23 protein-coding genes are annotated in these 23,505 nt (G+C 73.8%); 10 read left to right on the forward strand and 13 right to left on the reverse strand.

The genetic code is table 11. The features are described from left to right. Window positions 1–779: 779 nt before the first annotated feature. Window positions 780–1,778, forward strand: a complete 999-nt coding sequence (trpS, locus tag AB0469_RS03465) for a tryptophan--tRNA ligase (RefSeq protein ID WP_366449637.1) — start codon at window positions 780–782, stop codon at window positions 1,776–1,778. 60 nt (window positions 1,779–1,838) lie between these two features. Here the strand turns inward: trpS and proC are convergent, their stop codons facing one another. From proC to AB0469_RS03490, 5 genes are all read right to left on the reverse strand, one after another. Then, window positions 1,839–2,648 (reverse strand): pyrroline-5-carboxylate reductase, encoded by an 810-nt coding sequence (gene proC / locus AB0469_RS03470; protein WP_366449638.1) that lies wholly within the window; start codon window positions 2,646–2,648, stop codon window positions 1,839–1,841. A gap of 104 nt (window positions 2,649–2,752) precedes the next feature. After that, on the reverse strand, window positions 2,753–3,490 hold the full coding sequence (locus AB0469_RS03475) for an ABC transporter permease (protein WP_366449639.1): 738 nt from the start codon (window positions 3,488–3,490) through the stop codon (window positions 2,753–2,755). After that, complete coding sequence (locus AB0469_RS03480; RefSeq protein ID WP_366449640.1) at window positions 3,487–4,329, reverse strand: ABC transporter ATP-binding protein; 843 nt, start codon at window positions 4,327–4,329, stop codon at window positions 3,487–3,489. The genes AB0469_RS03475 and AB0469_RS03480 overlap by 4 nt, the downstream gene beginning before the upstream one ends. 84 nt (window positions 4,330–4,413) lie before the next feature. Beyond that, entirely contained in the window at window positions 4,414–4,944 is a 531-nt protein-coding gene (locus AB0469_RS03485; RefSeq protein WP_366449641.1) for a hypothetical protein, read from the reverse strand. 79 nt (window positions 4,945–5,023) lie between these two features. Then, a complete protein-coding gene (locus AB0469_RS03490) occupies window positions 5,024–5,329 on the reverse strand; it encodes a peptidase (protein WP_366449642.1) in 306 nt (101 codons plus the stop codon). Window positions 5,330–5,435: 106 nt separating this feature from the next. Here AB0469_RS03490 and AB0469_RS03495 point away from each other — a divergent pair, with 106 nt between their 5' ends. Then, window positions 5,436–7,583: a PQQ-binding-like beta-propeller repeat protein gene (locus tag AB0469_RS03495; RefSeq protein ID WP_366449643.1), complete on the forward strand. Its 2,148-nt coding sequence runs from the start codon at window positions 5,436–5,438 to the stop codon at window positions 7,581–7,583. A gap of 85 nt (window positions 7,584–7,668) precedes the next feature. Here the strand turns inward: AB0469_RS03495 and ilvD are convergent, their stop codons facing one another. The 5 genes from ilvD to AB0469_RS03520 all read right to left on the reverse strand — a co-directional run bounded on the left by ilvD (window position 7,669) and on the right by AB0469_RS03520 (window position 11,868). After that, window positions 7,669–9,519 (reverse strand): dihydroxy-acid dehydratase, encoded by a 1,851-nt coding sequence (gene ilvD / locus AB0469_RS03500; protein ID WP_366449644.1) that lies wholly within the window; start codon window positions 9,517–9,519, stop codon window positions 7,669–7,671. Window positions 9,520–9,705: 186 nt separating this feature from the next. Continuing rightward, on the reverse strand, window positions 9,706–10,323 hold the full coding sequence (locus AB0469_RS03505) for a TetR family transcriptional regulator (RefSeq protein WP_366449645.1): 618 nt from the start codon (window positions 10,321–10,323) through the stop codon (window positions 9,706–9,708). Continuing rightward, window positions 10,320–11,141, reverse strand: coding sequence for a sugar phosphate isomerase/epimerase (locus tag AB0469_RS03510; RefSeq protein ID WP_366449646.1), 822 nt, complete (start codon window positions 11,139–11,141; stop codon window positions 10,320–10,322). Before AB0469_RS03510 ends, AB0469_RS03505 begins: the two co-directional genes overlap by 4 nt. Before the next feature lie 86 nt (window positions 11,142–11,227). Further along, on the reverse strand, window positions 11,228–11,434 hold the full coding sequence (locus AB0469_RS03515; RefSeq protein WP_366449647.1) for a hypothetical protein: 207 nt from the start codon (window positions 11,432–11,434) through the stop codon (window positions 11,228–11,230). Further along, entirely contained in the window at window positions 11,395–11,868 is a 474-nt protein-coding gene (locus AB0469_RS03520; RefSeq protein WP_366449648.1) for a hypothetical protein, read from the reverse strand. Before AB0469_RS03520 ends, AB0469_RS03515 begins: the two co-directional genes overlap by 40 nt. 149 nt (window positions 11,869–12,017) lie before the next feature. Here AB0469_RS03520 and AB0469_RS03525 point away from each other — a divergent pair, with 149 nt between their 5' ends. Next, the gene (locus tag AB0469_RS03525) at window positions 12,018–12,500 is read left to right on the forward strand and encodes an SLATT domain-containing protein (protein WP_366449649.1); all 483 of its coding nucleotides are present in this window, start codon (window positions 12,018–12,020) and stop codon (window positions 12,498–12,500) included. Window positions 12,501–12,559: 59 nt separating this feature from the next. On the opposite strand, the gene AB0469_RS03530 is transcribed toward AB0469_RS03525, so the two are convergent. Further along, window positions 12,560–13,486, reverse strand: coding sequence for a Ppx/GppA phosphatase family protein (locus tag AB0469_RS03530; RefSeq protein ID WP_366449650.1), 927 nt, complete (start codon window positions 13,484–13,486; stop codon window positions 12,560–12,562). A 62-nt stretch (window positions 13,487–13,548) separates the two neighbouring features. On the opposite strand from AB0469_RS03530, the gene AB0469_RS03535 reads away from it, so the two are divergent. Further along, on the forward strand, window positions 13,549–14,349 hold the full coding sequence (locus tag AB0469_RS03535) for a hypothetical protein (protein WP_366449651.1): 801 nt from the start codon (window positions 13,549–13,551) through the stop codon (window positions 14,347–14,349). A 107-nt stretch (window positions 14,350–14,456) separates the two neighbouring features. On the opposite strand, the gene AB0469_RS03540 is transcribed toward AB0469_RS03535, so the two are convergent. Beyond that, complete coding sequence (locus AB0469_RS03540) at window positions 14,457–16,580, reverse strand: hypothetical protein (RefSeq protein WP_366449652.1); 2,124 nt, start codon at window positions 16,578–16,580, stop codon at window positions 14,457–14,459. Between the two features lie 148 nt (window positions 16,581–16,728). On the opposite strand from AB0469_RS03540, the gene radA reads away from it, so the two are divergent. Beyond that, on the forward strand, window positions 16,729–18,153 hold the full coding sequence (gene radA, locus AB0469_RS03545; protein WP_366449653.1) for a DNA repair protein RadA: 1,425 nt from the start codon (window positions 16,729–16,731) through the stop codon (window positions 18,151–18,153). A 164-nt stretch (window positions 18,154–18,317) separates the two neighbouring features. Next, entirely contained in the window at window positions 18,318–19,442 is a 1,125-nt protein-coding gene (disA, locus tag AB0469_RS03550) for a DNA integrity scanning diadenylate cyclase DisA (RefSeq protein WP_366449654.1), read from the forward strand. Window positions 19,443–19,519: 77 nt separating this feature from the next. Here disA and AB0469_RS03555 read toward each other — a convergent pair whose 3' ends face one another. Further along, the gene (locus AB0469_RS03555) at window positions 19,520–20,308 is read right to left on the reverse strand and encodes a hypothetical protein (RefSeq protein ID WP_366449655.1); all 789 of its coding nucleotides are present in this window, start codon (window positions 20,306–20,308) and stop codon (window positions 19,520–19,522) included. Window positions 20,309–20,467: 159 nt separating this feature from the next. On the opposite strand from AB0469_RS03555, the gene AB0469_RS03560 reads away from it, so the two are divergent. From AB0469_RS03560 to AB0469_RS03575, 4 genes are all read left to right on the forward strand, one after another. After that, entirely contained in the window at window positions 20,468–21,082 is a 615-nt protein-coding gene (locus AB0469_RS03560; RefSeq protein WP_366449656.1) for a phosphatase PAP2 family protein, read from the forward strand. Window positions 21,083–21,104: 22 nt separating this feature from the next. Continuing rightward, window positions 21,105–22,007 (forward strand): A/G-specific adenine glycosylase, encoded by a 903-nt coding sequence (locus tag AB0469_RS03565; RefSeq protein WP_366449657.1) that lies wholly within the window; start codon window positions 21,105–21,107, stop codon window positions 22,005–22,007. Window positions 22,008–22,252: 245 nt separating this feature from the next. Beyond that, window positions 22,253–22,813: a SigE family RNA polymerase sigma factor gene (locus AB0469_RS03570; protein WP_366449658.1), complete on the forward strand. Its 561-nt coding sequence runs from the start codon at window positions 22,253–22,255 to the stop codon at window positions 22,811–22,813. Then, window positions 22,801–23,502, forward strand: coding sequence for a hypothetical protein (locus AB0469_RS03575; protein WP_366449659.1), 702 nt, complete (start codon window positions 22,801–22,803; stop codon window positions 23,500–23,502). Before AB0469_RS03570 ends, AB0469_RS03575 begins: the two co-directional genes overlap by 13 nt. Window positions 23,503–23,505 lie beyond the last annotated feature (3 nt).

Below are 23,505 nucleotides of genomic sequence, written 5' to 3' on the forward strand. Positions count from 1 at the left end.
CCCGACAGGTCTTTTTCAAAGGAACCTCATCCACCGGAGTGGACGGGGTATCAACTTCTGGCGTTGATTTTTGGCACGCTGTTGAGTTCTCAAGGAACGGACGCTTCCTTTGTACTCACCCTCTCGGGCTTTCCTCCGGGCTTTCGTTCTTGTGATTCAGACTCTATCAGAGTCTTTCTCACTCGCTTTCCAGGTCCTTCGCTTTCGCGTTTTCCCTTTCCGGCGGTTCCGACTCTATCAGATCCTTTCGGGCCTGACTCCCAGTCAGCGGGATGTGCTTTCCGGGCCGTTGGGCCCTTCCGGCGAGTGAGACAGTAGCGGATTCCCTGCCCCCGAAGCCAATCGGCGGCTGCGTCCTGGAACGCGGATTCCTCATTCGCAAATACGCATGAAAACGAGACGACACAGTGCGTCGTTCGTTCGAATGAGTAGTGCGGGATGGCTGTCCGGGGACCGACCGGAGTCGGCGCTCACGTCGGACAACTCGAAGAACCTTACGGACCTGGCACAGGCGTGTCAACCCCTGGCCGGCCGTCCAGCGAAACCCACCCGCTCCTCATGTGCCGGCGGCTACGCTGCCTCCCATGACCACGCATGCACCCACGCTCAGCCTTCGTTGGTGGCCCGCCTGACGGCGGCCGACCATCCACGCGAGCACGCATGCGCTCACGGCCGCCGCTACGGCGGCCGTTTCTGTTCCTCCCCCTCCTGGGAGTGGCTCGGTCGCCCGACGCGGCGGCCCCGACACCACACCGCAGGACACGAAGGAGAGACAGGACATGACGAGGATCTTCAGCGGGATCACCCCGTCCGGGCACCTGACGCTGGGCAACTACCTGGGGGCGCTGCGGCAGTGGGTCGCGGCCGAGCACACGCCCACGGACGCGCTGTTCTGCGTCGTCGACCTGCACGCCCTGACCGTGGAGCACGATCCGGCGCGGGTGCGGCGGCTCACCCGGCAGAACGCCACGCTGTTCCTCGCCGCCGGGCTGGATCCACGGCGGTGCACCCTCTTCGTCCAGAGCCACGTCGCCGAGCACACCCGGCTGTCCTACCTGCTGGAGTGCACCGCCACCGACGGCGAGCTCCGGCGGATGATCCAGTACCGGGAGAAGTCCGCGAAGGCGGAGTCGGCCGGCCACGGCGTACGGCTGTCGCTGCTGACGTACCCCGTGCTCATGGCCGCCGACATCCTGGCCTACGCCGCCGACGAGGTGCCGGTGGGTGAGGACCAGCGGCAGCACGTGGAACTGACCCGGGACCTGGCGGTGCGGTTCAACCAGCGGTACGGGCATGCCTTCACCGTGCCCAGGGCGACGCTGCCCGCCGTGGGCGCGCGGGTCATGGACCTCCAGGACCCGACGTCGAAGATGGGGAAGTCCAGTGAGAACGGCGCCGGGATCGTCTATCTCCTGGACGAGCCCGCGGTGATCACCAAGAAGGTGATGCGGGCCGTGACGGACAGCGGCGCGGACGGGGTGGTCTACGACCGTGCCGCGCGGCCCGGGGTGGCGAACCTGCTGGACGTCCTGGCCGCCTGTACGGGCGGGGACCCGGAGAAGCTGGCCGAGGGCTACGCCCAGTACGGGCCGCTGAAGCGGGACGTCGCCGAAGCCGTCGTGGAGCTGCTGCGGCCGCTGCGCGAGCGGCACGCCGGGCTGGCGGCGGATCCGGGCGAGGTGGACCGGGTGCTGCGGGAGGGGGCCGAGCGGGCGCGGGGCATCGCGCGGCCCGTGGTGGACCGGGCGTACGAGGCCATCGGGCTGCTGCCCGCATGAGAGCGGGGGAGGCCGGTCCCGGTGCGGGGCCGGCCTCCGTCCCCGCGTGCGTGCTGTACGTCAGCTGTTGCCGGTGGCGAGTTCGCGGCTGCGGTCGCGGGCCGCTTCGAGGGCGGCGATGAGGGCCGCGCGGACGCCGTGCTTCTCCAGTTCGACGATGGCGTTGATCGTCGTACCGGCGGGGGAGGTGACGGCCTCGCGGAGCTTCACGGGGTGTTCGCCGCTGTCGCGGAGCATGACGGCGGCGCCGATGGCGGCCTGGACGATGAGGTCGTGGGCCTGGGCGCGGGGCAGGCCGAGGAGGATGCCCGCGTCGGTCATGGCCTCGACGAGGAAGTAGAAGTAGGCGGGGCCGGAGCCGGAGAGGGCGGTGGCCGCGTCCTGCTGGGACTCCGGGACCCGCAGGGTCTTGCCGACGCCGCCGAAGATCTCCTCGGCGTGGGCGAGGTGCCCGGCGGTGGCGTGGCTGCCGGCCGAGATGACGGACATGGCCTCGTCGACGAGGGCGGGGGTGTTCGTCATGACGCGGACGACGGGGGTCCCGGGGGCCAGCCGCTCCTCGAAGAAGGCGGTGGGGATGCCGGCGGCGCCGCTGATGACGAGGCGGTCGGCGGGGACGTGGGGGGCGAGCTCTTCGAGGAGCTTGCCCATGTCCTGCGGCTTGACGGTGAGGATGAGGGTGTCGGCGCGCTTGGCGGCCTCCGCGTTGCTGACGGCCTCGACGCCGTAGCGGGTGTGGAGTTCGGCGGCGCGCTCCGGGCGGCGGGCGGTGACGAGCAGTTTGGCCGCGGGCCAGCCGCCGCGGATCATCCCGCTGAGCAGGGCCTCGCCGATCTTGCCGGTACCGAGGACTGCGACTGTCTGGGTCATGCCCGATTCACCTCGCCGAACGAACGTGGAGACGTACGGGATCATCCTCGCACCGGGCGGCGTCCGGCGGGACGGGTGTCCGGTCCGTGGGCGCGGGGCCGGTGTCAGGGGGTCCGGCGGCGGAGGGTGGCGGCGCCGAGGGCGAGGACGAGCAGGGCGCAGGCGGCGACGATGACGGCGTCGCGGACGAAGGCGGCGGTCATGTCGGTGTGGGTGAGGACCTGGGTCATGCCGTCGACGGCGTAGGACATCGGCAGGACGTCCGAGATGCCTTCGAGGACCGGGTGCATGGTGCTGCGGGCGGCGAACAGGCCGCACAGGAGCAGCTGGGGGAAGATCACGGCCGGCATGAACTGGACGGCCTGGAACTCGGACGCGGCGAAGGCGGAGACGAACAGGCCGAGGGCGGTGCCGAGGAGGGCGTCGAGCAGGGCGACGAGCAGCAGCAGCCAGGGCGAGCCGATGACGTCGAGGCCGAGGACCCAGAGGGCGAGGCCGGTGGCGAGGAGGGACTGGACGACGGCGACGGCGCCGAAGGCGAGGGCGTAGCCGGCGATGAGGTCGCCCTTGCCGAGGGGCATGGCGAGGAGGCGTTCGAGGGTGCCGGAGGTGCGTTCGCGCAGGGTGGCGATCGAGGTCACGAGGAACATCGTGATGAGGGGGAAGATGCCGAGGAGTGAGGCGCCGATGCTGTCGAAGGTGCGCGGGCTGCCGTCGAAGACGTAGCGGAGCAGGGTCAGCATCAGGACGGGGACCAGCAGCATCAGGGCGATGGAGCGCGGGTCGTGGCGCAGCTGGCGCAGGACGCGGGCGGCGGTGGCGAGGGTGCGGGCGCCGTTCATCGCTGGGTCTCCCGGGTGAGTGCGTCGTCGTTCTGGTCCGTGTTCCGGTCCGTGTTCCGGTCGCGGGTGGCGTTGGCCTCGTCGACGAGGCGGAGGAAGCCCTCTTCGACGGTGGCGCTGTGGGTGCGGGCGCGGAGGGCTTCGGGGGTGTCCTGGGCGAGGATGCGGCCTTCGCGCATGAGGAGGAGGTCGTGGCAGCGCTCGGCCTCGTCCATGACGTGGGAGGAGACGAGGAGGGTGGTGCCCCGGGCGGCGGCGAGGTGGTGGAAGAGGTCCCACAGGTCGCGGCGCAGGACGGGGTCGAGGCCGACGGTGGGTTCGTCGAGGACGAGGAGCTCGGGGGTGCCGAGGAGGGCGACGGCGAGGGAGACCCGGCTGCGCTGGCCGCCGGAGAGGTTTCCGGCGAGGGCGGTGGTGCGGCTGGTGAGGTCGACGTCGGCGATGGCCCGTTCGACGGCGGCGCGGCGGCGGTCGGCGGCGGCGCGTCCGGGGTCGAGGACGGCGGCGAAGTAGTCGAGGTTCTGCCGGACGGTGAGGTCGTCGTAGACGGAGGGGGCCTGGGTGACGTAGCCGACGCGGGCGCGGAGCTCGGGGTGGCCGGCGGGGCGGCCGAGGACGTCGAGGGTGCCGGTGACGTGGGCCTGGGTGCCGACGACGGTGCGCATGAGGGTGGACTTGCCGCAGCCGGAGGGACCGAGGAGGCCGGTGATGCGCCCGCGGGGGACGTCGAAGGCGATGTGGTCGAGGACGGTGCGGGGGTGGCGGCCGGTGCCTCGGCGGACGGTGAGGTCGCGGGCGTGGACGGCGGGCGGGGGTCCGTCCGACTTCTTATTCATCATGCGATGAATAATGCTCCCGGGGGTGCCGGGGCGTCAATCGGCCTGACGTCGGAAGGTGCGGATGCTCCGTGCGCCGGGGTGCGGCTACTTCTTGCGCTTCGGGCGGCGGCGGGCGGCAGGGTTGCCCGTGCGGGCGCTGCGGCGGCGGTCGTACTCGGCGGCGGCGCGCTCGTACTCGGCGCGGCGGAGCTTCTCGCCGGGGGCCTCGGTGAGGCTGCGCAGGAAGTAGGCGAGGAGGGAGCCGATGAAGCCGATCGTCTTCAGGCCCTTGAGGGCCGCCTCGTCGGAGGACGGGGCGGGGCGGCGGCCGAAGGACTCCCAGGTCTTGGCGAAGGCGATGGCGGTGGCGATCGCGAAGAGCACGATCACGGAGATGCTGAGGAAGGGACCGACGTTGCCGATCTCCAGGCCCTGGTAGGCGAGGCGCAGGAGGTACGCGCCGATGGCGGCGGCGACGAGCGAGCCGACGGCGACGGCGGCGCGGCGCGGGGCGTAGCCGCCCGTGTGGTCCACCCAGGTGGTGCCGAAGAACCGGATCGGCTCGGGCTGCGGCCCGGCGGGCGGCTCGGCCGGCGCGGCGGGGGTGCTCTGGTCTCGCTGCTGCTCTTCGCTCACGTCCGCGATTATCCCCCGGCGGGCGGAACCCGCCGGGGGTGTCTCAGCTGGCAGAACGGGTGACCGTCCGGCTACGGGGTCAGCCGCAGCGGCCGGCGACGTAGCCGTCGGAGCCGGTGTGGACGTAGGCGTCGGAGACGAACTGGCCGTTGCCGATGCAGTCCCACAGGTCGGTCGTGCCGTACGGGCCCGAGACCGTGGTGCCGGGGCACTGGCAGCGGATCGTGACGCTGGCGCCCAGGGGCAGGACCCGGACGAGGGAGTAGTTGGTGCCCGGGCCGGAGCGGACGTTCACCTGGTAGCCCGGTGCGACCTGGTAGCTCTGGAAGCCCGAGTCGGCGGCCGCGAGGCTCTCGATCTGGCTGGAATCGTTCTCTACGGACATATGGATTCTCCCCCCATGGGTGTTGCTCCGCGCAACGCGCGCAGGGTAGCAAGCCCTTGGATGTTCCCATGGGGCATCGACTAGGCTCCGTCGGGGGTGATGAGCGGTGCAGTCGCTGCGCGCGGAATCCGCCGGGTTTCCGGAGTATGCCGGGCAGTACCGGCTCGAATCCGTGCTCGGCTCCGGCGGCATGGGCGTCGTCCACCTGGCCGCCTCCAGTTCGGGGCTGAAACTCGCCGTCAAGGTCGTGCACGCGCAGCACGCCGTGGACCCGGAGTTCCGGGCACGGTTCCGGCAGGAGGTCGCGGCCGCGCGCAGGGTGAGCGGGGCCTTCACCGCTCCCGTCGTGGATGCCGATCCGGATGCCGAACGGCCTTGGATGGCCACCCTGTTCATCGACGCGCCGACCCTTTCCGAGCGGGTACGGGAGCGCGTGCTCGACGCCGTCGAGCTGACCCGGCTCGCGGCCGGGCTGGCGGAGGCGCTGCGGGACATCCACCGGGCCGGGGTGGTGCACCGGGACCTGAAGCCGAGCAACGTGCTGATGGCCCCGGACGGGGTGCGGGTCATCGACTTCGGCATCTCGCGCCCGGCGGACAGCGACCTGCGGACGGAGACCGGCAAACTGATCGGGACCCCGCCGTTCATGGCGCCCGAGCAGTTCCAGCGGCCGCGCGAGGTGGGGACGGCGGCGGACGTGTTCGCACTGGGCGCGGTGCTGGTGCACGCGGCGACCGGGCGCGGGCCCTTCGACTCCGACAGCCACTACCTCGTGGCGTACCAGGTCGTGCACAGCGAGCCGGACCTGACGGGGCTGCCGGCCCGGCTCGTGCCGATCGTGACGCGCTGCCTGGCCAAGGACCCGGCCGAGCGGCCGACCGCCGAGGCGCTGATCGCGGAGGTCCGGGCCGCGACGAGCCCGACGGCCGAGGACACCCAGGCCTTCATACCGCGACCGCGCCTGCCCGTCGCCGACGAGGTCCTGACCCACCAGCGCGACGGCGGGACCGCACCCGCCGCGGGACCGGCCCCGGAGGCGGGTCCCCCGCCGAAGACGCGCAGGCGCCGCCCCGCGCTGCTCGCGGTCGCCGCCGGGCTGGCCCTGGCCGTCACGGCCGCGGGCGGGTACCTGTACCTGGAGGCGGGCGACGGCCCGTCCCGCCCGCAGGCCGCGCACGGGGCGGGGACGGCGCAGCGCTCGGCCCCCTGGACCGCCGAGGTCGGCGATCGGGGCACCGGCAACCGGGCCGCGGCCTGCTCCTGGCTGGCCGACGGGCTGTACTGCTCGGGGCGGGGCCTGGCCGTGGCGCGACTGGACCCCGCGAAGGGAGCGGCGATCTGGTCCGTGCGGTCGGCGGCCGGAGGCGAGCGCACGGCGGCGGACAGCGTCCCCCGGTACGGGGGCGGGGTGCTCCTGTCGGTGGCTTCGGGGAGCCGGCTGCTCCAGGCGCTGGACCCCGGCAACGGGACGGAACGCTGGAAGCGGACCCTGCCGGACGCCACCCAGACGGTGGTGGCCGGCGACCGGGTGCTGCTCGCCGGGCCGACCGGGGAGGTGACCGCCCTCGACGCGGCCACGGGCGCCCCGCACTGGACGAAGCGGATCGGCGGAGTGGGCTCCGTCTGGTGGTCGGGGCCGGACGAGGCGGGGCGGCCCGCCTTGTACGTGGCCTCGCGGGACGCCGACGGCCGCTCGACGCAGCTCGCCTCCGTCGCCCCGGACAGCGGCGCCGAACGCTGGCAGCTGCGCACGTCGGGGCTGCTGCGCCCGGCCGGGGTGGCGGGCGGTGCCGCGTACCTGCTGGACGACGACGCGGCCGGCCGGACCAGGGCCGTCGTACGGGTGGACCTGGCGACCCGTGCCCAGCACCGCACCACGCTGGCAGTGCCGCTGTTCGACGCCGAGGCGGCCATCGGCCCCGACGGCACCGCCTACGCCTTCGGGACGGGCGGGCGGCTCATCGCCGTCGGCCCGGACGAGGAGCGCTGGCAGCTGGAGACGGGCATGGCCTCCGCCTCCCGGCCGGTGTTCGCGGACGGGCGGGTCTACCTGTCGGCCGGGGACGGCCGCCTGCTGGCCGTCGACGCCGGCGCGGGGCGGCTCGTCGGCCAGACCAAACCCCGCATGGCCGCCGCCCAGGGCACCTTCAGCGCCACCCTCCCGGCCCCCGTCGTCGCCGACGGCCGGGTGTACGCGTCCGCCCCCGACGGCACCGTGTTCGCCCTGGACGCGCGGAACCCCGCCGCGTGGTGAGACCCGGCGCCGCGCGGTGCGGGGAACGCGGAACCCCGGCTCCGGGGGCGGCGTCCCGCCCCCGGAGCCGGGGTTCCGACCGGGCTCAGCCCAGCTTCGAGACGTCGCGGACCGCGCCCTTGTCGGCGCTGGTGGCCATCGCCGCGTACGCGCGCAGGGCCGCCGAGACCGTGCGCTCGCGGGTCTTCGGGGCATAGACGCCGCCGAGGGCCTCGTGGCGGGCGGCCAGCACGGCCCCGTCCACCAGGAGCTCGATCGACCGGTTCGGGATGTCGATGCGGATCCGGTCGCCGTCCTCGACGACCGCGATGTCGCCGCCCGAGGCCGCCTCCGGGGAGGCGTGGCCGATGGACAGGCCCGAGGTGCCGCCGGAGAAGCGGCCGTCCGTCACCAGCGCGCAGACCTTGCCGAGGCCGCGGCCCTTGAGGAAGGAGGTCGGGTAGAGCATCTCCTGCATGCCGGGTCCGCCGCGCGGGCCCTCGTAGCGGATGACGACGACGTCACCGGGCTGGATCTGCTTCGTGAGGATCTTCTCGACGGCCTCGTCCTGCGACTCGCAGACGACCGCGGGGCCCTCGAAGGTCCAGATCGACTCGTCGACGCCGGCCGTCTTCACGACGCAGCCGTCGGCCGCGATGTTGCCGCGCAGGACGGCGAGGCCGCCGTCCTTGGAGTACGCGTGCTGCACGGAGCGGATGCAGCCGCCCTCGGCGTCGAGGTCGAGGGTCTCCCAGCGCTCGGACTGGGAGAAGGCGGTCGCCGAGCGCTTGCAGCCGGGGGCCGCGTGCCACAGCTCCATGGCCTCCTCGGACGCCGTGCCGGAGCGGGCGTCCCACTGCGCGAGCCAGTCCTCCAGGCCCTTGGAGTGGACGGTGGTCACGTCCTTGTTGAGGAGGCCGCCGCGGTGCAGCTCGCCGAGGATGGCGGGGATGCCGCCGGCGCGGTGCACGTCCTCCATGTAGTACGTGCCGCCGGGGGCGACGTTCGGGGCGACCTTGGCCAGGCAGGGGACGCGGCGCGAGACGGCGTCGATGTCCTTGAGGTCGTAGTCCAGGCCCGCCTCCTGCGCGGCGGCCAGCAGGTGCAGGATCGTGTTGGTCGAGCCGCCCATGGCGATGTCCAGCGCCATCGCGTTCTCGAAGGCCTCGCGGGAGGCGATGTTGCGCGGCAGGACGGACTCGTCGCCGTCCTCGTAGTAGCGCTTGGTGATCTCCACGACCGTGCGGCCGGCGTTCTCGTACAGGGCGCGGCGGGCGGTGTGCGTGGCGAGGACGGAGCCGTTGCCGGGGAGGGCCAGGCCGATGGCCTCGGCGAGGCAGTTCATCGAGTTGGCGGTGAACATGCCGGAACACGAGCCGCAGGTCGGACAGGCGTTCTCCTCGATGCGCAGGATGTCCGCGTCCGAGACGTTCTCGTTGGAGGCGTCGACCATGGCGTCGATCAGGTCCAGCTTGCGGACGGTGCCGTCGACGAGGGTGGCCTGGCCGGCCTCCATCGGGCCGCCGGAGACGAAGACGACGGGGATGTTCAGGCGCATCGCGGCCATCAGCATGCCCGGGGTGATCTTGTCGCAGTTGGAGATGCAGATCAGCGCGTCGGCGCAGTGCGCCTCGACCATGTACTCGACGCTGTCCGCGATCAGGTCGCGGGAGGGCAGGGAGTACAGCATGCCGGCGTGGCCCATGGCGATGCCGTCGTCGACCGCGATCGTGTTGAACTCGCGCGGGATGGCGCCGGCGGCGCGGATCGCGTCGGAGACGATGCGGCCGACCGGGGCCAGGTGGGTGTGGCCGGGGACGAACTCGGTGAAGGAGTTGGCGACCGCGATGATCGGCTTGCCGATGTCCTCGCTCGCTACGCCCGACGCGCGCATCAGCGCACGAGCGCCTGCCATGTTGCGGCCGTGGGTGACGGTGCGGGACCTCAGCTCGGGCATGCGGTTTCACTCCCCATGGGTGCGGCCGTACGGTCAGCCGCGAATGTGGATATGGCTCGGTTACGAGGCTACGCCCACCGCCCGCGATCCGGACGCCCGGTCCGGATGCCGGGACGGCGGGGTCGCTCCTCGGTCACCCTCCCGGCCGGGCCCCTCCCCCTCCCGGTCAGGCCGGCCCCTCCCCGGTCAGGCCTCGGTGAGGTAGCGCTGGAGGGTCGGGGCCACCAGCGCCACGATCTCCTCCGGGTCCGCGGACGCGAGGGGCTCCACCCGGACGACGTACCGCACGAAGGCGATCCCGATCAGGTGCGAGGCCGCCAGCTCGGCGCGGAAGGTCGGGTCCGGGACGTCGAGGTCGGCGGCGACCCGCTCCAGGACCCGGCGCAGGATCAGGGTCCGCAGCACCTTCGCGGCCGCCTCGTGGGTGAGCGCGGAGCGGATCACGGCGAGCAGCGGGGCGCGCGTGGCCGGGTTCTCCCACACCCCCAGGAAATAGCGGGCCAGCCGCTCCCCGATGCCGTCCGGGCCCTCGCCGACGACGGCCGGGACCACCAGGGCGGGCTCCATCGTGAGCTCGATGGCGGCGGCGAAGAGGTCGTCCTTGCTGCCGAAGTAGTGGTGCACCAGCGCCGGGTCCACCCCGGCCACCTTCGCGATGCCCCGCACGGAGGTCTTGTCGTACCCGCGCTCCGCGAACACCTCGCGGGCCGCGAGGCGGATGCGCTCCTGGGTGCCGGGCCCCTCGTCCGCCTCGTCCTGGCGGGGCCGCCCGGGACCGCGCCGCCGCCGGGCCGGCTCGCTCACCGCCGGCCCCCGTCCGGGGCGGCGAGGTGGCGGCGGGTGAAGGCCAGCGCCTCGGCGAGGTCGGCTTCCCGCTCGGCGGAGGACATGGCGCGCCGCGTGTTGACCTCGATGACGATGTGCCCGTCGAAGGAGCTGCGGGCCAGGCCCGTCAGCAGCTCGGCGCAGGGCTGGGTGCCGCGCCCGGGGACCAGGTGCTCGTCCTTGGCGGAGCCGTTGCCGTCGGCGAGGTGGATGTGGGCGAGGCGGTCGCCCATCCGGTCGATCATGGCGCCGGCGTCGGTGCGGGCGGTCGCGGTGTGCGACAGGTCGACGGTGAAGTGGCGGTAGTCGTCCTTGGTCACGTCCCACTCGGGCGCGTAGGCGAGCATCTCGCGGTCGCGGTAGCGCCAGGGGTACATGTTCTCGACGGCGAACCGGACGTCGGTCTCCTCGGCCATCCGCCAGATCCCGGTCACGAAGTCGCGCGCGTACTGGCGCTGCCAGCGGAACGGCGGGTGCACGACGACGGTGGACGCCCCCAGCTTCTCGGCGGCGGCCCGGGCCCGCTGGAGCTTGGTCCACGGGTCGGTGGACCACACCCGCTGCGTGATCAGCAGGCAGGGCGCGTGCACGGCGAGGATCGGCACCCGGTGGTGGTCCGACAGCCGGCGCAGGGCCTCGACGTCCTGGCTGACCGGGTCCGTCCAGACCATGACCTCGACGCCGTCGTAGCCGAGGCGGGCGGCGATCTCGAAGGCCGTCGCCGTGGACTCCGGGTAGACGGAGGCGGTGGACAGGGCGACTTTCGGGGCGCTGCTGCTGCTCGGATTACGGACCACGGAGCCAGGTTACGGGCCGCCCGCCCGGCGCCCGGCACGCAAACCGACTCTCGTCATACTTTTCACATCAACGCCTGCGGCGGGTTTCAGCCCCCGCGCAGGACGCGGTACCCGAGCGACGGGGCGAAGCGCAGGAGCGCGTGCAGGAGCCCCACCTTTCCGATCCGGACCTCCGCGCTGTCGCGGCGGATGCCCCGGATCACGGCCCCGGCGGCCTCCGCCGCGCTGATCTTGCCGCGGCCCCGGCCGCGGGTCATGTCGGTGTCGACCAGCGGCAGTACCGCGTCGACCACGCGGATGCCGGAGCCGGCGACCTGCTGGCGGTGAGCACCCCCAGCACGAGGGCGTCCGCCGCCGGCCCGGGCGGCGCCCCCGGCGGGCCGACGTGCGCGGCGCACACCTCCCGCTCCCGGACCCCGCCGAGCACGACCCGGTTCCGCGAGCCGGTGAACCGCTCCAGCCGGCCCCAGCGTTCGAACAGGTCGGCCGGCCCATCGGCGGCGAGCAGCACCGAAACGGCCGGGTCGCCCCGCATCTCCGGCAGCACCCGCCCCACCCGCAACAGGGGCGGCAGCCCGTACCGTGCCACGACGTCGGCCAGGTACCGGCGCTTCACCTCGTACGACAGCACCGCCCCGCCCACGTCCGGCAGCGGGACCACGCCCCCGTCCCCGCCGAGCGCCCGCCCCACGGCCGCGACGAGCGCGGAACTCCCGAATCCGTCCATGCCCTCCCCCGTCCTCCTGCTGGAGGAGACGCTGGGCGGCCATCCCCGGGCCGTCTTGAACGATCACGCCACGCACCGCCCGTCCCTCTCGTGTGATAGGGCTATCGGACGATGAACCGCGAGGCGGCGACAGGACTTTGGGGGACGCAGTGCAGCCGGACAGTGGGCCAGCCACCCATCTCGGACCGAGCGGGACGGCCGCCCTCCTCCTGGACAAGATCCGCCAGGGCAACGACTACGCGCGCAGCCGCAAGAAGCGGTTCGGCCGAGGGGCGACCGCCACCAAGGTGGCGGCCCTGGTCCTCTCCGCCGCGTCCACCGTGGTCCTGGGCCTGCAGAACCTGAACGCGTGGACCGGCCTGGCCCTGGCGTGCGTGGCACTGGTGACGCTGCTGGGAGCCCTCGAACCGTTCTTCAACTGGCGGTCGCGGTCGGTCCTGATGGAGGAGGCCCAATACCGCTTCCGACGCCTCGCGGACGACCTCGAATACCTCCTGGCCTCGACGGCCGCGGACGACCTCACGTTCGATCAGCTGGACGAACTCTTCCGCCGCTACCAGACGATCTGGGACGACCTGAGCCTCAGCTGGCTGGAACACCGCCGCGAACCCGCACCTTCGAACCGCAGCTGAGCGGGGCCGCGGGGAACCCCCGGTCCCTCTCGGGACCGCCCGGCCGGGACGCCGCCCCTCTACGGCAGGTGGTCGAGGCGGCGGAGGATGACGCCCTCGCGGAGGGCCCAGGGGCAGATCTCCAGGGTGTCGACGCCGAAGAGGTCCATCGCCGCCTCCGCCACCAGGGCGCCCGCCAGGAGCTGGGAGGCGCGGCCGTCCGAGACGCCGGGGAGGGCGGATCGTTCCGCCGTCGTCATCGTCGCCAGGCGGGGGACCCACTCCTCCAGGGACTTCCGCGTCAGGTCGCGCTGGACGTACAGGCCGTCCGCCTCGCGGGCCGCGCCGGCGATGCGGGCCAGCTGCTTGAAGGTCTTCGAGGTGGCCACCACGTGGTCCGGCGCCCCGAACCGGCTGAATTCTCCGACCGTGCGGGCGATCTGCGCCCGCACGTGGCGGCGCAGCGCCTTCACGTCCGCCGGGTCCGGCGGGTCGCCCAGGAGCCAGGCCGAGGTGAGGCGGCCCGCGCCCAGGGGGAGGGAGACGGCGGCGTCGGGGTCCTCGTCGATGCCGTACGCGATCTCCAGCGAGCCGCCGCCGATGTCCAGGACCAGCAGCTTGCCCGCCGACCAGCCGAACCAGCGCCGGACGGCGAGGAAGGTCAGCCGGGCCTCGTCCTCACCGCTGAGGACCGGCAGCTCGACGCCGGTCTCGGCCTTGACGCGGGCCAGGACCTCGTCGGCGTTGGGGGCCTCGCGCACGGCGCTGGTCGCGAAGGGGAGGACGTCCTCGCAACCCTTGTCCTCGGCGGCCTGCACGGCGTCGCCGATCACCGAGACCAGGCGCTCGACGCCCTCCGGGGTGATCGCCCCGGACTCGTCGAGCAGCTCCGCGAGCCGCAGCTGCTCCTTGTGGGAGTGCGCGGGCAGCGGGCGCGCGCCGGGGTGCGCGTCCACCACGAGCAGATGGACCGTATTCGAACCCACATCCAGGACACCGAGTCTCATACGGGAAACGCTACTGGGCCGGACGCGGGGCGGTGGAGTAAGGGGCGCTTACGCTTGACTTTGTGCCAAATACGAAGAAGGCCATCAAGAACCAGTCGAAGAAGAGCAAGGGCAAAGTGGCGGACGAGAAGGGCCTCGACTTCCCCCGGGCCTGGGTGGAGTTCCCCGATCCCGCCGACGAGGAGCAGGTCTTCCGCTGTGACCTGACCTGGCTGACCTCCCGCTGGACCTGCATTTTCGGCAGCGGCTGCCAGGGCATCCAGGCGGGCCGGGCCGAGGACGGCTGCTGCACGCTGGGCGCGCACTTCTCCGACGAGGACGACGAGAAGCGGGTCGCCGAGAACGTGGCGCGGCTGACGCCGGAGCTGTGGCAGTTCCACGACGTCGGCAGCGAGAGCGGCTGGACGCAGCTCGACGACGACGGGGAGAAGCAGACCCGCCGCTGGGACGGGGCGTGCATCTTCCTGAACCGGCCCGGCTTCCCCGCCGGGGCGGGCTGCTCGCTGCACATCCTGGCGCTGCAGAGCGGGCAGGAGCCGTTGGAGACGAAGCCGGACGTGTGCTGGCAGCTGCCGATCCGGCGTACGTACGACTGGATCGACCGGCCGGACGACACCCGGGTGCTCCAGGTGTCGATCGGGGAGTACGACCGGCGCGGCTGGGGGCCGGGCGGGCACGACCTGCACTGGTGGTGCACGTCGGCCACCTCGGCGCACGGGGCCGGTGAGCCGGTGTACGTGTCGTACCGGGCGGAGCTGACGGAGCTGATGGGCGAGGCGGGGTACGCGGAGCTGGTGAAGCTGTGCGAGGCCCGGCTGGCCTCGCTGCTGCCGATGGCCCCGCACCCCGCCGATCCGGTGTAGCCGCCGCGCGGTCCCCCGCGCAGCCGGTGTCGTCCCCCGCCCGCCGCGCCAGGGCCTGTCGTCGAAGTCCCGTCGTCGCCCGGAGGGCGGCGGTGTGACGACGGGCCCTAGGGCGCGGGGGGTGTCGGGGCGGGGGAAACCGTTCCTCCTGGGCCGGAGGACGGCGCCGGGTCCGTGGGGTCCGGGGTCGGCGTGGGCGTCGGCGTCGGCGTGGGGTCCGGTGTCGGCGTGGGCGTCGGGGTCGGCGTGGGGTCCGGTGTCGGCGTGGGGTCCGGTCCGGGCGGGGTCGGGTCGGTGGCGGGTGCGGGGCGGCCGCGGCCCGAGACCGAGACGACGGCTCCGCCCGGGTCGACGCCGACGCGGGCCGTCCAGGCGCCGACGGGCTGGGCCCCGGTGTCGACGGTGATCCGCAGGGTGACCGTTTCCCCAGGGGCCAGGGTGCCCGCCGTCTGGCTCGCGCGCAGCCAGGGCGCGTCCGACCAGAGCCGCCAGTGGACGGGGCCGCCGCCGGACGCGCTGAGGGTGAGCAGGGTGGTGCCGCCGTGGCCGGCCGCGGCGACGGTGAGCCGGCCGGGGGCTGCGGGGCCGTCGGCCTCGGGGGTGGCGGGGGCGCCGCTGCTGATGACCTCGACGGAGACGTCGGGGCCGGCGGGGCCGGGGGCGAAGCCGGGTTCGCCGGTGGTGCGGGCGGTGTTGCCGGTGTTCTCGTACGCGGTGAGCGGGCGCCCCTCGGCGAGCGGGGGCGGGATCTGGGCCTCGCCCACGGAGATGCGGGTGCCGTCGCCGACGGGTTCGGCGATGGTCGGGGCGCCCCGGTAGGCGGCCCATAGGGCGATGACGGGGGCGGCGACGACGGTGGCGACGACGGTGGTGGTCACGGCCCGGGACCGCAGCCGGTCGCGGCGGGCGGCGCGGTCCTTGGGGTCCATGGGGAAGCCGGTGCGGTCGAAGCGCGGGCCGGGGCGGCCGCCGCGGCGCCGGCCGGAGTGCAGCATGGCCGCGCGGACGGCGCCGCGGGGGGCGGGGACGAGGGGGAGCGCGGCGTGCAGGCCGCCGGAGCCGGGCCAGGGTGCGGCGGCGCCGACGCGTTCGGCGACGCGGCGGCAGCGCGGGCAGTCGTCGACGTGGCGGACGAGCTCGGCGCGCAGGGTGCTGGACAGCAGGACGTCGCGGTCGCCGTCGTCGCCGGTGAGGCGGGAGACGGCCGGGCAGTTGCCGGTCTCGACGACGGCGAGGGCGGCGCGGGTGCGCTCGACCTCGCAGGCCGCGGCGGACAGCAGCTCGCGGGCGGCGGCGGGGGCGGTGCCGAGGACCGCGGCGAGCTCGGCGACGCCGAGGCGGTGGCGGACGGCGAGTTCGAGGGCCTCGCGCTGCTCCGGGGTGGTGCCCGCGGCCTCGGGCCAGGCGAGGCGGGCGAGCTCGGTGCGACGACGGGCGGCCGCCTGGGCGGAAGCCTGGGCCGCCGCGTGGGCCGCCGCCTGCGCCGCCGCCTGAGCGCCCTCGTGGGCGGACGCGTGGGCCGCCGCCTGCGCCGCCGCCTGAGCGCCCCCCTGAGCGGACGCCTGCGCCGCCGCCTGAGCGGACATCTGGGCAGACGCCTGGCCGGACGCCTGAGCGATCCCCTGCGCCCCCGCCTGAGCGGACCACTGGGCGATCCCCTGGGCCGACGCCTGAGCGGACCACTGGGCGGACCCCTGGGCGGTTCCCCGGCCGGTTGCGTGAGCGGGCGGCCGGGTCGTCGCGTCGAGCGGGCGGTGCGCGTGGGGCGCATGCCCGGGGTCGGTGTGCTCCGGCGCGCGCCGGGCGGAGTGCGCCCCCAGGCGGGCGCGCCGCTGTTCGGCCAGCCGGCGCAGGCAGGCCCAGCGGGCGAGGGCGTACAGCCAGGCGCGCCGGTCGCCCTCGTGGGGACATCGGCCGGGGTACCGGTCGGCGACGGCGAGGACGTCGCCGAGGGCGTCGGTGGCGGCGTCGTGGTCGCACAGGACGGAGAGGCAGTAGGTGAACAGCCCGTCCAGGTAGGGCTCGTACGGGGAGGGCGGCGGGTCGGGGTCCGCGGTGCGCGCGCCCGCCGGATCCGCGGGGGCCGCCGGCCCGGCCGGGCCGTCCGTCCGGGGAAGGGCGGCCGTCGCCGCCGTCTCCTCGGGCCGGGGCACACCTGCTCGGGGTGTGCGCCGGTGCGCCCGGTGTGCGCCGGTGCGTGATGCGGGGTCTCCCTGGTCGCTGCTGTTCACCTGGCGAAGGTAGGCGGCGCGCCGGTGGGGCTCCGGAAGCCTTCCCCACTTTTAGCCCTTACGGGTGAACAGATCGGTACCGCGCTGACCGCTCCCCTGACGCCCGGCCGGCACCGCGTTGTCGGCGGCGCCGGTTACCGTGGGCGGCATGGCTGCCCGTACCTCCCGCTCATCCGCCAAGGACCGCCCGTCCTTCCGCTGCACCGAGTGCGGCTGGACGACCGTGAAGTGGCTCGGCCGCTGCCCGGAGTGCCAGGCGTGGGGCACCGTCGAAGAGATGGGCGCGCCCGCGGTGCGCACCACCGCGGCCGGCCGCGTCACGGCGGCCGCGCTGCCGATCGCGCAGGTCGACGGCAGGACGGCGACCGCCCGCAGCACGGGCGTGGACGAACTGGACCGCGTCCTGGGCGGCGGCCTCGTCCCCGGCGCGGTCGTGCTCCTGGCGGGCGAGCCGGGCGTCGGCAAGTCGACGCTGCTGCTCGACGTCGCGGCCAAGGCGGCCACCGGCGACCACCGCACCCTGTACGTCACCGGCGAGGAGTCGGCGAGCCAGGTGCGGCTGCGGGCCGACCGGATCAACGCCCTGAACGACCACCTCTACCTCGCCGCCGAGACCGACCTGTCCGCCGTCCTCGGCCACCTCGACGCGGTGCGGCCGTCGCTGCTGGTGCTGGACTCCGTGCAGACCATCGCCTCCCCCGAGATCGACGGCGCGCCCGGCGGCATGGCCCAGGTCCGGGAGGTGGCGGGGGCGCTGATCCGCGCCTCGAAGGAGCGGGGCATGGCCACCCTCCTCGTCGGCCACGTCACCAAGGACGGGGCCATCGCCGGCCCCCGCCTGCTGGAGCACCTGGTGGACGTGGTGCTGAGCTTCGAGGGCGACCGGCACGCCCGGCTGCGCCTGGTGCGCGGCGTGAAGAACCGCTACGGGGCGACCGACGAGGTCGGCTGCTTCGAGCTGCACGACGAGGGCATCACCGGGCTCGCCGACCCCAGCGGGCTGTTCCTGACCCGGCGCGCGGAGGCGGTGCCCGGGACCTGTCTGACCGTGACGCTGGAGGGCAAGCGCCCGCTGGTCGCGGAGGTGCAGGCGCTGACCGTGGACTCGCAGATCCCCTCCCCGCGCCGCACCACCTCCGGCCTGGAGACCTCGCGCGTCTCGATGATGCTGGCGGTGCTGGAGCAGCGCGGCCGGATCACGGCGCTGGGCAAGCGGGACATCTACAGCGCGACGGTGGGCGGGGTGAAGCTGACGGAGCCGGCCGCCGACCTGGCGATCGCGCTGGCGCTGGCCTCCGCGGCGAGTGACGTGCCGCTGCCGAAGAACCTGGTCGCGATCGGGGAGGTCGGGCTGGCCGGCGAGGTGCGGCGGGTGACCGGGGTGCAGCGGCGCCTGGCCGAGGCGCACCGGCTCGGGTTCACGCACGCGCTGGTGCCGGCGGATCCGGGGAAGGTCCCGCCGGGGATGAAGGTGACCGAGGTCGCGGACGTGGGGGACGCGCTGCGGGTGCTGCCGCGCGGGCGGTCCCGTACGCCGGCGAAGGAGCGGGCCGCGGCCGCCCCGGCGGAATGAGGGACTCCGCCGGGTGGTCCGGGGCGCAGGTCAGCGGGGCCGTACGGGCTGCCGCCACGGCGGTGCGGGCCAAGGCCCGGCGGGCGCACAGGTGGCGCCGGTAGACTTTGTGCTGGTCCGCCCGGCCCTACGCAGGCGGCGCAACCCGCGACCGGAGGAGTGCAGTGGCAGCCAAGGACGGGGCAGCAGCATCCGGCAAGTCGGGCGCGAGCTCCAAGCACGAGGCGTTGATGCGCGCCTCCCTGACCGCGGTCGCCCCTGGTCAGCCGCTGCGTGACGGCCTCGAACGGATCGTCCGCGGCAACACGGGCGGGCTCATCGTCCTCGGCATGGACAAGACGGTCGAGGCGATGTGCACCGGCGGCTTCGTCCTGGACGTGGAGTTCACCGCGACCCGGCTGCGGGAACTGTGCAAGCTCGACGGCGCCCTGATCCTGGACAAGGACCTGACGAAGATCCTGCGGGCCGGCGTGCAGCTGGTGCCGGACGCGTCGATCCCGACGGAGGAGACGGGCACCCGTCACCGGACCGCGGACCGCGTCTCGAAGCAGTGCGGGTTCCCGGTGGTGTCGGTGTCCCAGTCGATGCGGCTGATCGCGCTGTACGTGGACGGGGAGCGGCGCGTCCTGGAGGAGTCCGGGGCGATCCTGTCCCGCGCGAACCAGGCGCTGGCCACGCTGGAGCGGTACAAGCTGCGGCTCGACGAGGTCGCGGGGACGCTGTCGGCGCTGGAGATCGAGGACCTGGTCACGGTGCGCGACGTGACGGCGGTGGCCCAGCGGCTGGAAATGGTCCGCAGGATCGCGACCGAGATCGCCGAGTACGTGGTCGAACTGGGCACGGACGGGCGACTGCTGTCGCTCCAGCTGGACGAGCTGACGGTGGGGATCGAGCAGGAGCGGGAGCTGGTGGTCCGGGACTACGTTCCGGAACCGACGGCGAAGCGCTCCCGCACGGTGGAGGAGGCTCTGCCGGCGCTGGACGCGCTGACGCATCCGGAACTGCTGGAGCTGGGGATCGTGGCGAAGGCGCTCGGGTACACCGGGTCGCCGGAGACCCTGGACTCGGCGGTGTCGCCCCGCGGGTACCGGCTGCTGGCGAAGGTCCCGCGGCTGCCCGGGGCCATCATCGAGCGGCTCGTGGAGCACTTCGGGGGGCTCCAGAAGCTGCTGGCCGCCAGCGTGGACGACCTGCAGACGGTGGACGGGGTCGGCGAGGCCCGGGCCCGGAGCGTGCGGGAGGGGCTCTCGCGGCTCGCGGAGTCGTCCATCCTGGAGCGCTACGTCTAGGCTCTGCCGCGCCGCGGGCGTCGAGCGCCGACGGGGCCGCACCGCGCGCCCTGCGCGGTGCGGCCCCGTCGGCGTTCTCAGTCCTGCTTCAGGACGAAGGACGTGCGGGCCACCGGGAGGCCCGGGGAGCGGGCCTCGACCACGTAGGTGTCGGGGGCCGGGGTGCCCGCCGGGGGCGACTGGCACTGGTCGGCCGCGCTGAGCCTGCGGTCCCATTCCAGCGACTGCCTGGCCTCGCCCTGCGCCGGGACCCGGAAGTACGCGTTGGCCGGGCCCGACGGGCAGTCGGCCGAGGACCAGACCTGCTTGGCCCCGGTCGTCTGGAAGATCGTCACGACGGCCTGCTTCGGGCCGAGCCCGACCTTGCAGGTGCTGCCGGTGATGTTGCGGACGATCAGTTCGAGGCGCGGCTTCTCGTTCGTCTCGTACTCGTTCTTCACGCTCTTGACCTCCCACTGCACCGCGCTCGCCGCGCAGGTGGGGAGGGGGGAGTCGGCCGGGAGGGCCGCGGCCGCGCCCGTACCGCCGGAGGAGGAGCCCGAGTTGGCGCCGCCGCCCTGCTCGGGGTTCTTCGACGTGCCGCCGCCCGAGCCGGTGCCCGCGCCCGTGCCGGTGCCCGACTCCGCCCGTCCGCCCGGGGCCTGACTGATCGCCGGGCCGGATCCGGAGGGGCCCGGGGTGATCGTCCGTACCGGGCCGGAGCCGTCGCCGCCGCCCTTGCCGTTCGTGCTCGTGCCGGCCCCGCCGGAACTGACGAACCATACGGCGAGCAGCGCGACGAGCGCGGCTACGGACGCCAGAACAGCCCTCCGCCGCCAGTAAATGGAGGAGGGAAGCGGCCCGACCGGATTGCGCAGAGATCCCACGTACCGAACCTTACGAGAACTCGCGCCGCGATCAGTGCCCCACATGCCGTGCATACGACGGGTTTTGGCGATGATCATCCCGGGGGGTGACCGCGGAGCGACAGGATCAGGCCAGGGTCTGACGTGGCCCCGACCAGCGGTTGAGTACGGTCAGTCACCATGGACACCTCCGACCTCTACCGCGACATCACCGACTTCGCCCACGACACGCCCCCCTGGGTGCAGTCGGCCTTCGAGGTCTGGACCGAATACGGGCTGCTGCTCTTCGGTCTGCTCTACATAGCCGTCTGGTGGCGTGCGCGCGGGCGCCGCGACCCCCGCGCCGTGGCGCGCGCGGTGCTCGCGCCGCTGGTCACGGCACTCGTGTACGTCGCCTCCGAGGTGGTGAAGTCGACCATCGACGAGGAGCGGCCCTGCCGGGCGGTGGCCCGGGCGGCCGCCCCGCTGGTCCCGTGCCCGCCGTACGGCGACTGGTCCTTCCCCAGCAACCACTCCGCCATCGCGGGCGCCGCCGCCGTCGCGCTGGCCCTGGCCGTGCCGCGCCTGGCGGCGCTGACCCTGCCGATGGCGGTGCTCATGGCCTTCTCGCGGGTGTTCGTGGGCGTGCACTACCCGCACGACGTGGGGATGGGCCTGCTGCTCGGCGCCTCGCTGGGCGCGCTGGCCGTGGCCCTGCTGACCGGCCCGCTGACCCGGGTGATCGCCGCCGTACAGGGGAGCGGGATCCGCGCGGCCGTCTGGTTCACCGGTCCGGGCCCCGCGCGCCACCCGTAGAACGTGCCAGGATGCCTCTGACATGACTGCATCCGCCGAATCCACCGCGTCCGCGTCCCCCCTGCACGAGCCCGTCATCGCGTGGTTCGACGAACACGCCCGCGACCTGCCCTGGCGCCGCCCCGAGGCCGGCCCCTGGGGGGTCATGGTCAGCGAGTTCATGCTCCAGCAGACCCCCGTCAGCCGGGTGCTGCCGGTGTACGAGCAGTGGCTCGCCCGCTGGCCCCGCCCCGCCGACCTGGCCGCCGAGGCGCCGGGCGAGGCCGTACGGGCCTGGGGGCGGCTCGGCTACCCCCGGCGGGCCCTGCGCCTGCACGGGGCGGCCGCGGCGATAACGGAGCGCCACGGCGGGGACGTGCCGCGCGACCACGCGCAGCTGCTCGCGCTGCCCGGGATCGGCGAGTACACGGCCGCCGCGGTGGCCTCCTTCGCGTACGGGCAGCGGCACGCCGTCCTCGACACCAACGTGCGCCGGGTCTTCGCCCGCACGTCGACCGGCATCGAGTACCCGCCGAACGCGACCACCGCCGCCGAGCGGCGCCTGGCCCGGGCCCTGCTGCCCGAGGACGAGCCCACGGCGGCCCGCTGGGCGGCGGCCTCGATGGAACTGGGCGCGCTGGTCTGCACGGCCAAGAGCCCCGACTGCGTCCGCTGCCCGGTGGCCGGGCTGTGCGCCTGGCGGCTGGCCGGGAAGCCCGCACACGACGGGCCGCCGCGGCGCGGGCAGACGTACGCGGGGACCGACCGTCAAGTGCGCGGCCGGCTGCTGGCCGTCCTGCGCGAGGCGACGGGGCCGGTGGCCCAGGCGCAGCTCGACGCCGTGTGGGACGAGCCGGTGCAGCGGGCCAGGGCCCTGGACGGCCTGGTCTCCGACGGGCTGGTCGAGCCGCTCGCCCGCGGGATGTACCGCCTGCCGCAGGGCTAGACCGCGGATTCCGGGGGCCCGGCCCCCGGAATCCGCAGGTGGGCCGGGTGGGCCCGGGGGCGGCCCGAAGTTGACGGATGCATTCCGTTTCGGCGCGGGAAACCCCAGCTCACGGGCACTGTTACACAACCTACGGGTGTCCGTGCGCCCACCGCAGGCTGACCCGCACAGTGCCGTGACAACCCCTCCGTACCTTCGGATCCGTAAGGCAGCGGGTCACGGGGACGGCAGCGGAGGCGATCTAGATGGCGCACGGAGATGTACTCGAGTTCGAGGAGTACGTACGCACGCGGCAGGACGCCCTCCTGCGCAGTGCCCGGCGCCTGGTCCCGGACCCCACGGACGCCCAGGACCTCCTCCAGACCGCGCTCGTACGCACGTACGGGCGCTGGGAGGGCATCGCCGACAAGTCCCTGGCCGACGCCTACCTGCGCCGCGTCATGATCAACACGCGGACCGAGTGGTGGCGGGCCCGCAAGCTCGACGAGGTCCCCACCGAGCAGCTCCCGGACGCCTCCGTCGAGGACGGCTCCGACCAGCGCGCCGACCGCGCCCTGCTCATGGACATCCTCAAGGTGCTCGCGCCCAAGCAGCGCAGTGTCGTGGTGCTGCGACACTGGGAGCAGATGAGCACCGAGGAGACGGCCGCGGCGCTCGGAATGTCGGCGGGAACCGTGAAGAGCACACTGCACCGCGCACTGGCCCGGCTCCGCCAGGAGCTGGAGAGCCGGGACCTGGACATGCGTGCGCTCGAACGCGGTGACCACACCACGCGTTACGAGGGGCGGGAGCGGTGCGCGGCCTGAACGGCCAAAGCCTGAGCGGTAGAAGCTCGCTGGTACTGACGTCGGCGGGGACGGTCGTCCTCGTCGGCACAGTGCTGTTCGCGGCCGGCTGTTCCACCGGCGGGACCGGCCTACGCGACGGCGGCCCCGCCCGCACGGAGTCGGTGACGCGCAACAACCAGCCGACCACCGCGCCCACCGGGCCGGTGGCCCCGGGCCACTCCCCCGCCGCGGGGACGGCGAACCCCCTCAAGAAGGTCGACCCGGTGGCCCTGCTGAAGGCGGACCCCAAGGTCAGCGCCGAGATCAAGCGGGACCTCAAGCCCTGCACGGGCAAGGAGTACCCGGTCGACGTGAGCTACGGGAAGATCACCGGGAGCTCCGTCGTCGACATCGTCGTCAACGTCCTGTCCTGCGCCGATGCCCTGGGCAGGGGCTCGTACGTGTACCGGTCGGACGGCGGGACGTACGAGAATGTCTTCGCCGACGAGCAGCCGCCCGTCTACGCCGAGATCGACCGGGGCGACCTGGTGGTCAGCAAACCCGTCTACGGCAAGAGCGACGCGGCCGCCTACCCCTCCGGCGAGGACGTGATCACGTACCGCTGGAACGGGGAGAAGTTCGCCGAGCAGGACCGCGTCCACTCGGAGTACAGCAACGTGGGCGACGGGGCGGGCCAGCCGGCTCCGGCCGTCAGCCAGAAGAACTGACCG

This window comes from Streptomyces sp. NPDC093801, assembly GCF_040701585.1.
GTDB lineage: Bacteria > Actinomycetota > Actinomycetes > Streptomycetales > Streptomycetaceae > Streptomyces.